This window comes from Roseivirga sp. UBA1976, from assembly GCF_002336325.1.
GTDB lineage: Bacteria > Bacteroidota > Bacteroidia > Cytophagales > Cyclobacteriaceae > Roseivirga > Roseivirga thermotolerans.
Genome location: NZ_DDDQ01000043.1, coordinates 52,360 through 64,885, shown reverse-complemented (window position 1 = coordinate 64,885; position 12,526 = coordinate 52,360). Strand labels below are relative to the sequence as shown.

Genomic DNA, 12,526 nt, shown 5'->3' with positions numbered 1-12,526 from the left:
CAATGTCCCCCGACTGGAATGTAAAATAAAATTTTATAAAAAAAATTAATGCAAACGGTTCCTTCTTGCTATAAACAAAAAAAGCGCCCTTCAGGCGCTTTATTTAAGTGGTTGGAAATTGTTTATCCTTTGCGTTTGGCCGCCTGAATTTGGTCGGCTAAAAGTCTTATACTCTCTTTCAGATAGGGGTCTTTGATATCGTCCAACGAACGATCTTTTACCTTGTTGGCCTCCAGTTCGGTAAGAGAAGCACCAATCTTTACCTGCGAAGCTCTGCGTTTATCCAGATCTTCCTGTTCCTTCTTTCGCACCTCATAATTCAATGATACTTCAGTGCGTTTTCTATTCTTTTGAAGCTCCTGAATGTCGAACTGAAGATCGACCAGAGTTTGCTCTTCTTTGAGTCTCTTTTGATGTTGTCTTTTCAGAGCGGCTATCATGGCATCATTTACATAATTCATGGGCTTGTAATTGGCCGCTTCTATTTTATCCCACGGCAAGGCACTGGGTTGAGAGCTTTCTCCAAAGTCTTCAGCGCTGTAGAGCGATGGAAACTCAATATCAGGAGTAACACCTCTGTGCTGTGTACTGCTACCTGTAACCCTATAAAACTTGGCAATCGTGAATTTTATAAGGCCCAGCTCCTCGTCTTCAGCTCCACGAATAAAATCGTTGAGACCACGTACGTTTTGCACGGTTCCTTTTCCATAGCTCTGCTCACCTACTATTACACCTCGCTTATAGTCTTGAATGGCTCCTGCAAAAATCTCGGAAGCTGAAGCTGAAAAGCGGTTGATCATCACATTAAGAGGGCCATCATAGAACAATTCCGGATTTTCATCGTCCATTACCTCTTTTCGGTTTTGAGGGTATTTGACCTGTACTACGGGGCCTTCCGGAATGAAAAGACCGGAAAGGTTTATGGCTTCGAACAGGGCTCCTCCTCCGTTGTTTCTCAAATCGAGCATTACACCATCTACTCCCTCCGCTTGCAGTTCTTTAATGAGGCGCTTTACATCGTTGGTGGTACTAGTGTAGTTATCAGGATTATCCGCCATTTCATCGGCATTCAGGTAGAAATCTGGTACAGTAATAATTCCCAGCGTAAATTTTTCTCCGTTTTCTGTGAGTTGAACTACCTGGCTTTTGGCCCTGGCATCGTCCAGATTTATCTTGTCCCTCACCAGGCTCACCACTTTGGTTTCGGCTCCGGGGCTGGCTCCGGCCGGAAGTAGTTCAAGTCTAACAAGGGTTCCTTTTGGTCCTCTTATCTGACCGGCCACTTCATCGGACCTCCAGCCAATTACATCAATCATTTCGCCATCGGCACCCTGGGCCACGCCAACCACACGATCGTCTTTGTTGACCTGGCCGCTTAGAAACGCAGGGCCTCCTGGTCTCAGCTCTACAATCTTGGTGTAATCATTATCTTGCTGCAATGTGGCTCCAATACCCTCTAACGACTTTTTGCTCTGCATCTCAAAATCTTCGGCATTGAGGGGTGTATAGTAGTTGGTATGCGGATCGAACGACTCGGTCACCGAGTTCATGAATATTTCAAACACATCATTACTGTTATACTTTTCTACATTGCTTTTAAAGCGTTCGTAGCGTGTTTTAAGTACTTCGGCAATTTTGGCATTGTCAGAACCCGAAAGTTTAAGGTTTAGGGCCTGGTTTTTAAGTGTTTTTCTCCAAAGCTCGTCTAACTCGGCCTCCGTTTTGGCATAGGGCATATCGCTTCTGTCGAAGTGAAAAATTTCATTCTTCGAGAAGTCGAACTCATAACCGGTATTGGCCAAGGCATATTTAAGTCTTGACTCAACTCTATTCTTATATATATTGAATATGTAAAAGGCAGGAACGAGATTTCCTCTTTTCAGGTCGTCATCCAAGCTAAATCGGTATTTTTCAAACGATTTAATATCGCTGGCCAGAAAGTAATTTTTATTGCCATCGAGAGCCTCCAAATAGTTATCAAAAATGACTGACGAAAGGGAATCGTTAAGGTCTACATCGCGGTAGTGAAGGTAATCGAGAATCTGTATTATGATTCTCGCTTCTTTCATGTGCGACTGAGTAGGTTGTAAATACTTGGTGGAATCTATTTTTGCCCATGACACCTGGAGCATTAAAAGCATTAGGCCGGACATCATCATCTTTCTCATCATCTTCATATCAACGCAGTTAGGTTTCAAACGTTTCCAAAGGCTTCCGTACAATGTATGAATTTCAACCGAAAACTAGGATTCATTTTTATGGAGTAGTACAATTATAATACCATTGAACATCTTAGGAGTTTCAGCGGAGAACTCCTAAGATGTTAAAATTTCTAAACTTACTGGCAACGAAGCGATTTAGAGGGGTTAACTGTCGCAGCCCTTACCGACTGGAAGGTAACTGTGAGCAGAGCAATGAGCAGGGCGGTTACTGCCGAGAGCACAAACCACATCCAATGAATGTCTACTCTATACTCAAAGTCTTTGAGCCACTCGTTCATCAAATAATAGGCGACAGGAATGGCCAGAACTATAGCTACTAAAATAAGTTGAGAAAACTGTCTGGATAGCAGCAGAACAATACCACCAACACTGGCTCCCAGTACTTTTCTAACTCCAATCTCCTTGGTTTTTTGCTCGGCAGTAAAGGCCGAAAGACCAAAAAGGCCAAGACAGGCAATAAATATGGCCAACCAGGTGAAGCTAAACACCAGGCGACCAAACTTTTCATCGGAGGCAAACTGCTGCCCGAATTCTTCATCGAAAAACTGATATTCGAGAGGGCTGTTGGGAAATACCTCTTCCCAAGCCGAACGAATGGCCCCTACAGCATCGCTGGTTTGGCTGGCATTGAATTTTATGGCCAGATTGCCTCCACTGTTAGGATTATAGAACATGGCCAGGGGCTCAATCTTATGCCGCATACCGGCAAAGTGAAAATCTTTGACGACTCCGATTACGGTTCTCTCCGTTTGGCCAAACGTTATTTTCTTACCGACCGGGTTGTCCCAGGCCAATTCTTTGGCCATGGCTTCATTAATAAGAATAGATTGTTGTTGGTCTGATGGCATCTCTCGGTTATATCCTCTGCCACTTACTATTTCCATGCCCATTAACTCCATATACTTATCATCAAAACCAACGACCGAAATAATCCAGGTATCTTCCTGAGGCACTCCTTCGGGTCTTACACTATTTCTGCCAAAGGTTCTACCGGGCATATTCCCTGTTCGGGCTGTCCCCAAAATCTCAGGCCTCTGTTCGAGGGAATTCATGAGTACCGGCAACGACTGCTGCAGGCTGGGGTGACCCACATTTAGCGTAATAATTTGTTCGGTGTCGAAGCCCTTATCTATATTTCTTTGATGCTGCAACTGATCATATACAATGGTGGTACCAATAATCATGGCTATGGAAATGGCAAACTGAAAAATAACCAGCGACTTGCGTAGCACTACTCCTTTGGCACTTGTCTTAAATGAGCCTCTTAAAATAGCTATTGGGTGAAAGCCGGAAAGAAGCAAGGCCGGGTAGCTGCCGGAAAAAATCCCTAATACGAACACAAACAACAGGGCTCCTAGTATCCACTGGGGGGTGGTTATAAAGTGAATGGCTAAATTGCTTTCTATGGGCAGGTTGACAAACCCTCCTACCAGACCAACCAACACCAGTGCAATGAGAAAAGAAAGTACACAAAGCACAACGGATTCAATCATAAACTGACCTATAAGCTGGCCTCTAATTGCTCCGAAAACCTTGCGAACCCCAACTTCTTGTGCCCTATTGGCACTACGTGCCGTAGAAAGATTCATAAAATTAAAGGAGGCTATGAGCATAACAAAGAGGCCCACTGCGCCTAAAGTATAGACATAGCTAATGTCTGTTTTATTGAGGTTATAGTTTTCGAAGAGAATTCCGCTAGACTTGAGATGAACATCGGCTAAAGGCTGGAGGGTAACCTTAAAGTTTTCACCAACATCGTTAGCCCGAATAAGTTCCTCCATTTTCGCCTCTACGGTCTTCTCAGAATCCGGACTGGCCAGCTCTACATAGGTAACCATACTAATGCTTTGCCAGGACCTCAGAAACTGAGCAAAACCAGAAGTCGTATCGGCCTGTTGCATGGAAACCACTACATCGAAGTCGAGATGAGAGTTATTGGGCACGTCTTGCATTATGCCCACAATCTCCAACCCGGTCTGATTGCCCACATCTATACGTTTGCCAATGGCCGGTTCGGAACCAAAGGTTTTCCTAGCCATAGACTCAGAAAAAACCACTGTGTTGGGCTCAGTGAGCACTTTCTCGGCATCACCATCCAGTAGCTTAAAATCAAACATCGTGAAAAGCGAAGGCTCTGCAAAGGCAAAGTTTTGAGTATAGTACCCTTGCTGTTCGTAGGTAATTAGCTGCCTTCCCTGAGGAATCATCCGAACTCTTTGTACTACTTCAGGGAAGTTTTCGTCCATGGCCTCACCCAGGGCAGGTAAGGTAATTCCCACCAGATTGCTACTCACTCCCAAAGCCTCATCTATAGTGAGTACACGAAAAATATTTTCTCCTTTGGAGTGGAACTTATCATAGCTAAGCTCATGCTGCACAAACAAAAAAATGATAATGCAACATGCCATACCAACCGATAGCCCCACTATGTTGATGACCGATGTGCCCTTGCTCTTGAGCAGACTTCTTAGGGCTATTTTGAGATAGTTTTTTAACATGACCTTTTGTTTAAGAAAACAACTTGAAAATTACGCTTGTAGTAATATACTATATTTATGTAAGCGGTTACTTATTAACTTCCAAAGAAATAGCTTTTCTTGCTAAATCAATAGCTCTTTGCAAGGCTTCATCGGCTGGCACTTCAATGTGTGGCTTTACACCTGTACCCTCCCAGTTTGTTTTTGTCACGGGGTTTATGGCTCTGCCCTGAGGCACGTTCACATAAAACCCACCCGTTATTACCATTGGACCTCCCGGATGGGCACCGCCTCCTGTCACTTCTCCAATAACAGTGGCTCTTTTTAAATGCTTCAGGTCATAAGCAAACTCTTCCGCAGCTGAAAATGTATAGCTACTAGTGAGTATATAGATAGGAACATTAGGCCGTGTTTTGCTAACCATTCCCGGGTCTGACCAGGTTTCGGTAAAGGTATTGGAAGGCCTCCAATAAAACGTATTGAGATGAGTAGCCTCGCTGAAAAGGTAGCTGCAAATGAAACGAATCATAGATGGCGATCCGCCTCCATTCTTACGTAGATCAAAAATGATGGCATCGGCTTCAATGAGTTTTGCCATGGCCGGCAGAGCCACTTCTTCGGCAAACCGAATATCAGTAAAACCACGAAGATCCAGGTAGCCAATATTTCCTTCAAGCAGCTTTACCTCTTCAAAACCATGATTTGCCAAAGGCTTTCTTCCTCCATAAGGGTCTCTATTGCGAATGGCTTCTACCCGTGTCGGATCATATGCCACTCGTAGGTGCTTGTCGTTCATTACCGAACGCAGATCTGCCTCAAGCGCCCGGCAAAGAGCCTTAGGGTCGGTTAGCTCACTGTAGATTCCTTTGTTAAGGTTGCTCATGAGCAAGTCTTTCATGGCCGCCCCCTTTTCAGGATATACATAATTGTTGTACATAATATCTGCGAGGCGCTCCACTACGCTGTGCTTGTCAAAATCTTGACCATAGACTGACAAAGCAAAGCACATAAAAATGGTTATTAGTTGAGTTTTCATATTGACACAATTAAGTAAGTGCTTACGTATTTTCAAGCAACAGGTTGGTTTTGGTAACAAACATTAACACAACGGAGTGTGGGAACACCAAACACTTTTCTATGTTGAGCGAAGCCGAAACATCTATATCACTTTTTGAGCACGGAAGCTTAACCAAACCGACAGATCCTTCGGCAAGCTCAGGATGGGAAAGGAGTACCAAACACTTTTCTATGTTGAGCGAAGCCAAAACATCTACACTACTTTTTTGAGCACGGAAACTTAACGAAACCAGCTGATCCTTCGGCAAGCTCAGGATGGGAAAAGAGCACCGCACTTCTTTTCCCTGTTGAGCGAAGTCGAAACATCTACACCTTTTTTGTGAGTACAGAAGGCTCAATGAAACCCGGCAGATAAAATCACTACTTCATTGGTCGTAGCCGCTCGTTAATTGACTTCTTATCCAAGGCCTGCTCAACAGCTTCGAGACTTGCGAGTATATCTTTCGATTCTCGGAGTAGTTCATCATTCGCGCGCTTAATCTTCTCCCAAAGTGGATCCATATCTTGAGCCAGCTTCCTACCTTTGGCAGAGAGCTTCAACAACCGCTTCCGTTGATCCTGTGGGTCTTTACGCTCATTTACCAAGCCTTTCTTAACCAGTATATTTGCCACTTGGTTTATGGCCGGATGGGTTTGCTGCAGCATGGTAGATAATTCTGTTACAGCCAGCTCCTGGCCATCTTTAAGCGCATAAAAAACGGCAAACCACCTGGGTTCAAAATCAAAGGCAGACTCTTTATATATCTGTGCTACATCGCGAGCAAGTCGCTCACTCAGGTTCTTAAGGCGGGTAGCCAGGGCCAGACTACCCAGTTCGTTGATTATATTTCTTTCCAATTACTTTTTCTTTTTGGGGGCAATAAACGGCACTCTTCTATCCCTTATCAATTGCATCAACTCGTTGAGCTTCTCATTTATACCGGCACCTTCAGACATAGCCACATCGGCCTCCTTCATTACATCTATGGCTCGCTTTTTCTGGCCATCCGTCACCGGGGGTTCAATGCCATCGATAGTACCATAGATATGCAAAAGTTGAGCTTCTACTTTATTTGGAAAATTAATTACATCCTGAAAAGTCTTTTGGTTGGGCTGAATGAGCTTTTCTTCCATAGCATCAATGTCTTCAATAAGTGCGTTCGCCAACTCATGAACATCGGCAAACTCTTCACTATCGATACGCTCTTTGAGATCGTTTACCTGAGCTCTCACCGACCTAATATTAGTAGCCACCTCTTGCAGTTTGTCAATTTTTTCTCTCAAACTATTCAAAAGGCGTTGTTGCTCGCCATACTGGGCGGGGGTTGCTTCCCATCTTGGATCAGGCTCAACCACCAGCTCTTTTTTCACCACCTCACCTCCGTAGGTCATCACCATGGTATACTTACCCGGTGCCACCCGATGACCTCCTGCTCCAAGCCCCATAAACACCCCTTCTACTCCTTCCGGATTCAACACTGAAAGATTCCAGTTAAGCCGATTCATGCCCGATTTTTTACGGAGCTTCTCCTGATTTTTATCGGCATTGCTGGCGAAAGTTCTTACCACATTGCCTTCTGCATCGCTAAACTCAACCTGCAAATCGACAGTATCCTTATTGTCTTTGATATAGTACATAATAGAGAAGCCCGGATAAGGATTTTGGCCTATGCTGGCATTTCCTGTTCTGAAGGCATTGTCTCGAATGGCATTTTCCGGCTGATAGACGTAGAAGTCTGCACTTTTTGCCTTATCTAACTCATACAAAGGATTGAGATCGTCAAGCACCCAAAAAGCCCTGCCTTGGGTAGCCACAATCATGTCATTTTCCCTAATCATCAAATCTGTAATTGGAACAACCGGCAAGTTTAATTGAAACTTGCTCCAACTCAGTCCTCCATCGAAAGAGACATAAAGGCCTGTTTCTGTTCCTGCATATAGTAAGTCCTTTTTGTTAGGATCTTCACGAACAACACGCACGTGAGCATCTGGTTCTATACCTTTCACAAGCCGGGTCCAGGAGACTCCATAATCGGTAGACTTGAATATGTGTGGGGTGAAGTCATTGAACTTGTATCGGTTATAGGCAACATATACTGTTCCCGGTTCGTGAGGCGATACTTCAATCTGGTTGACCATACCTTCTTCTACATTCGGTATGCTAATGTTCTTCCAGTTCTTACCTCCGTCTGTGGTCACATATAAAAGGCCATCATCTGCCCCTGTGTAGATTACATCTGGTGTATGAGGAGACTCCGCCACATAATATATGGTGTGGTAAATTTCTCCACCGGCACCCTCATTGGTAATTGGCCCACCTCCCCAGCTTATGTGGGTAGAATCATTTTTAGTAAGATCTGGGCTTATTTCCTCCCAGGTAATTCCTCGGTTACTGGTTTTTAGTAGTTTATTTCCGGCATGATAAATAACACCCGGGTTGTGCCTGGAGGCAATGATGGGCGCATTCCAATTGAATCTGTACTTAATATCAGCCGGATTGGTACCTAAGCCCTGAAAAGGGTAGGCCATAACATCTTTGGTTTGCCTGGTTTTGGCATTCCACTCATCGATAATGCCCTGGTAACAACCTGAATAAACATACTTAGGGTCGTCCGGATCGAAAGCTGAATATGCGCTCTCGCATCCACCAACTGCAAAGAAATCATTATTAGTAATACCTCCGCCATCTACACGAGAGGCAATGGATACGGAGCTATTGTCTTGCTGCCCACCATATATTCTATATGGAAACTGGTTATCTACATTTACTCTATAAAACTGGGCAGTGGGCTGATTGCTTTGGGTAGACCAATTTTTTCCTCCATCAATAGAAACATTAGCACCACCATCGTTGGCGTTGACCATGTATTGAGGGTGTATGGGGTTAACCCATAATTGATGGTTGTCTCCATGGGGAGTATTGAGATTCACAAAAGTTCTACCGTTGTCGGTAGACTGTACTAGTGGTGCATTCATTATATACACACTTTCTTCATCGGTAGGGTGCGCCAAAATGTGCATATAGTACCACGATCGGGCTCTTAACAATCGGTCGGGATTAATCAGTCGCCAGTTTTTACCTCCGTTGTCCGATCGGTACAAGCCACCATTATCGGCTTCAATAATAGCCCACACTTTATTGGGGTTGGCTCGTGAAACAGAAACTCCAATTTTGCCCATAACGCCCTTGGGAAGACCTTCGGTAAGTTTACTCCAAGTAAGCCCCCCATCGGTAGACTTATAAATACCGCTGCCCGGCCCCCCGCTTTGCACTTTCCAGGGAAATCTTCTATGATCCCAATAAGCTGCATAAATAATTCTTGGGTTGGTCATGTCCATACTCAGGTCGCTAACACCCGAATTGGCATCTACATAATGTACTTTAGTCCAGGTTTTACCACCATCTGCCGAACGATAAATACCTCTGTCTTCTGTTGCCCCATATGGGCTGCCCTGCGCTCCAACAATTACTAAATCAGGATTTCTCGGGTCTACTACAATTTTTGAAATATGCAGGGTCTTCTCCAGCCCCATGTGTGTCCAGGTCTTTCCACCATCGGTAGATTTATACACCCCATCTCCATGGGAGGTCATAACACCTCTTACGGGAGCCTCACCCATTCCCACATAAACCACATTAGGGTCTGATTCTGCCACCGTAATAGCGCCAACCGAGGCAGTATTGAAAAATCCATCAGATACATTGAACCAGCTTTCACCAGCATTTTCAGTTTTCCAAACGCCACCCGTAGCACCCATAAAGTAGGTCATGGGGTCTTGAACAACTCCTGCTACGGCAGTTGCTCGCCCACCTCTAAAGGGACCAACCAAGCGAAACTCCATAGCGTTGTAGAGCTCAGATGCATACATTGGACCATTGGGTTCCGTTTTGTTCTTTTTTCTTTTCTGAGCCTGTCCATTAGTAGACAAACACAAGAGGCAAGCAATTAGCCACAAGAGAGGGCGTAAGGTTTTCATGATGAGTTTGTTTAAGGTTGAGCGTTTAAGTTAAGGATAGCGCTTCACATTTACCAAGCAGAAATTGCTGGCTTGTCTTTGTATATTGGTAAAAAAACTCATGAGGCTTAAAATCCTATTTCCACTCATTCTCAGCTTTGTTCTACCAGGCTGCTCTTCTCCACAACAGCAAACGTTATCTACTTCGGTCGAACGTTTTGAGCGCGAAGGATCTTCTATCTTAAAAGGTGTGAAAGTACCGGCAGGAGCCGATATGTATTTTGCCAGCGGTATTGTGGCCAACCCAAAAGATGCCAGCCTACCCAATGGCGATCCCAACAGGTTTGGCGACACCTACGAGCAAAGTGTGAGTGCTTTAAAGCGAATTGAAGCATATTTAGGCGAAGAGGGCCTAAGCCTGAAAGACGTGGTTGCTATGAAAGTTTATGTAGCACCCGATCCGCAGAATGACCACAAACCAGACTTTGACGGTTGGTTTAAGGCTTATGCCGAATTCTTCAACAATGAGAGCAACCCCAACAAAGTGGCTCGGTCGACCATTGGGGTATATACTTTGGTGAACCCGGATATGTTGATAGAAATTGAGGTGAGGGCGGTTTACCCTTAATGCCTTTCGTCACCCTGAGTTTATTTAAGGGGTTTAGAACGAGATGCTGAAACAAGCCTTCATATCGTCAGACAAGTTCTGCATAACGTTATCAACTAAAATTCTATTTTAGCAAACCCAATATCCAGTTCAAGACAAAAATAAAATGAAAAAACTACTGCTTACCACTTTTCTAATTTCCTGCTTCACCAACTTCCTGTTGTCTCAGACCTACAATTTGTACGAAATTTCTTTTGACAACCGGGTTCATCATGAAGCCAGAATAAAGGCCAAATTTTTAAAGCTGGAGAATAAGGTTCTGGAAGTACGCATGAGCCGCAGCTCTCCCGGGCGTTATGCGGTGCATGAGTTTGCCAAGAACGTCTATTCCGTAAGGGCCACAGACAGTAAAGGCAATGAACTACCGGTAACAAGACCCAATCCGCACCAATGGAATGTATCGGGTCATGATGGTACAGTTATTTTTGAATACACCCTTTACGCCAACCGGGCAGGTGGTACCTACTCAGGCATTGATGAAACTCATGCTCATCTAAACATTCCGGCTACGTTTGTTTGGGCAAGAAATATTCGCCATCGTCCGGTTCGGGTAAAATTCAATCTGCCCGAAGGTTCTAACTGGAAGGTAGCGACCCAAATGAAGGATCTGGGCAATAATACCTTTGAAGCAAAGGATACATATTACTTTATGGACAGCCCTGTAGAAGCTGCAGATCTTCATATGCGTGAGCGCAAAATAGATGGTCAAAATATCAGGTTAGCTTTGCACACTACTGCTACTGCTCAAGAAGTAGATGCTTATTTTGAAGAAGTAATAAAGATAGTGGAACAACAAAAAGCTGTATTCGGTGAGCTTCCGCGGTTCGATTACGGTGAATATACTTTCCTTTCTTGCTATGTTCCCAATGCCAGTGGCGATGGCATGGAACACCGAAACTCCACCTTTGTAGTGAGTAGCAAACCCCACGATCGCCCATTGGGCAACACCTCTATGGGAACTATGTCTCACGAGTTTTTTCATGCCTGGAATGTGGAGCGCATTCGCCCTGCCTCGCTAGAGCCCTTTGATTTTGAAGATGCCAACATGAGTGGCGAACTTTGGTTTGCTGAGGGTTTCACCAGCTATTACACCAACCTTTTCCGAGCCCGGTCGGGCAACATGAGTGCCGAAGACTATGTAAACGGACTGGGAGGTGCGGTCAACTATGTGATGAATGCTCCGGGTAGAAAGTATTTTAACCCTATTGAAATGAGTTATAGAGCTCCTTTTGTGGATGCCGCTTCTTCTATAGACCCAGACAATAATGCCAATATTTTTATTTCATATTACACCTATGGCTCTGTACTTGGCTTGGCCTTAGACATGATGCTAAGAACCCAAGACAATGGCAAATCGCTCGATGGCTACATGAGGCATGTGTGGCAAACTCATGGTAAAACAGAGATAGGTTATAGCGTGCGAGACCTGGAAGCACGCCTGGAGGAATATGCTGGAGAGGCATTTGCTAAAAGCTTTTTTGCCCAATACATCTTTAAAAGCGAAATGCCGGACTACGCTGGTCTCTTCCATAAAATGGGAGTTATTTTCGAAGACCCCAACCCGAACAGCCCAACGCTTGGTGCCTTCGTACGAGTGAACAATGGTGTTGGTCGTATGGTACAAAATGCCATAGTAGGTAGCCCAATGTACGAGGCCGGTATTGAGAGCGAGGATGAGATAATTAGTATTGATGGCAAGCCTCTGGCCGATTTTAAAGGACGAAATATTGATGAACTAATTGGAGACAGAAAGCCGGGAGATGTGGTAGAGGTAGAAATAGACCGATGGGGTAAGCGAATGACAAAAAAAGTGACACTTGCCGCAGATAAAAACTTGCGCACCCGATGGGATAATAATGCCGATGCCGCTGCTCAAAAAAGAAGAGAGGAGTGGTTAAAGGCTAAATAGTACAGAGTATTGGGTACAAAGTACCTGGTACCAAGATGCTAGATGCCAGACATCAGATTTTAGACACTAGATATTAGACCAAAGGCTCTGGAGTGATTCAGAGCTTTTTTTGTTATCCAATAATCTCCGCAGAAAATAAAAAAGCCGTCTGACCGCTTGGAGCGGCCGGACGGCTTCGTTTAACTTCCATTGCAGAAGTAACGGGTCATTATGATGTTGTTCATGCTGAGCGAAGCCA

At 44.5% G+C, this 12,526-nt stretch carries 8 protein-coding genes; 2 read left to right on the top strand and 6 right to left on the bottom strand.

Features of this window, described 5'->3' with window-relative positions; translation table 11 throughout:
* Positions 1-122: 122 nt before the first annotated feature.
* The 6 genes from B3763_RS04755 to B3763_RS04730 form a co-directional block, all read right to left on the bottom strand.
* Positions 123-2,177 (bottom strand): carboxy terminal-processing peptidase, encoded by a 2,055-nt coding sequence (locus B3763_RS04755; protein WP_286744228.1) that lies wholly within the window; start codon positions 2,175-2,177, stop codon positions 123-125.
* 161 nt (positions 2,178-2,338) lie between these two features.
* Positions 2,339-4,720 carry an ABC transporter permease gene (locus B3763_RS04750; protein WP_189628506.1) on the bottom strand — a complete coding sequence of 794 codons (2,382 nt, stop codon included), beginning with the start codon at positions 4,718-4,720 and terminating at the stop codon, positions 2,339-2,341.
* Between the two features lie 67 nt (positions 4,721-4,787).
* A complete protein-coding gene (locus B3763_RS04745; RefSeq protein WP_286744224.1) occupies positions 4,788-5,735 on the bottom strand; it encodes a S41 family peptidase in 948 nt (315 codons plus the stop codon).
* Positions 5,736-5,757: 22 nt separating this feature from the next.
* The gene (locus B3763_RS04740) at positions 5,758-6,024 is read right to left on the bottom strand and encodes a hypothetical protein (RefSeq protein WP_286744222.1); all 267 of its coding nucleotides are present in this window, start codon (positions 6,022-6,024) and stop codon (positions 5,758-5,760) included.
* A gap of 112 nt (positions 6,025-6,136) precedes the next feature.
* On the bottom strand, positions 6,137-6,613 hold the full coding sequence (locus B3763_RS04735; protein ID WP_189628509.1) for a MarR family winged helix-turn-helix transcriptional regulator: 477 nt from the start codon (positions 6,611-6,613) through the stop codon (positions 6,137-6,139).
* Positions 6,614-9,733 carry a VPS10 domain-containing protein gene (locus tag B3763_RS04730; RefSeq protein ID WP_286744220.1) on the bottom strand — a complete coding sequence of 1,040 codons (3,120 nt, stop codon included), beginning with the start codon at positions 9,731-9,733 and terminating at the stop codon, positions 6,614-6,616.
* Between the two features lie 100 nt (positions 9,734-9,833).
* On the opposite strand from B3763_RS04730, the gene B3763_RS04725 reads away from it, so the two are divergent.
* Together B3763_RS04725 and B3763_RS04720 are read left to right on the top strand one after the other, a co-directional pair.
* Entirely contained in the window at positions 9,834-10,340 is a 507-nt protein-coding gene (locus B3763_RS04725) for a RidA family protein (protein ID WP_286744217.1), read from the top strand.
* Positions 10,341-10,485: 145 nt separating this feature from the next.
* The gene (locus B3763_RS04720) at positions 10,486-12,288 is read left to right on the top strand and encodes a M61 family metallopeptidase (protein ID WP_286744216.1); all 1,803 of its coding nucleotides are present in this window, start codon (positions 10,486-10,488) and stop codon (positions 12,286-12,288) included.
* The last annotated feature ends 238 nt before the right edge of the window (positions 12,289-12,526 follow it).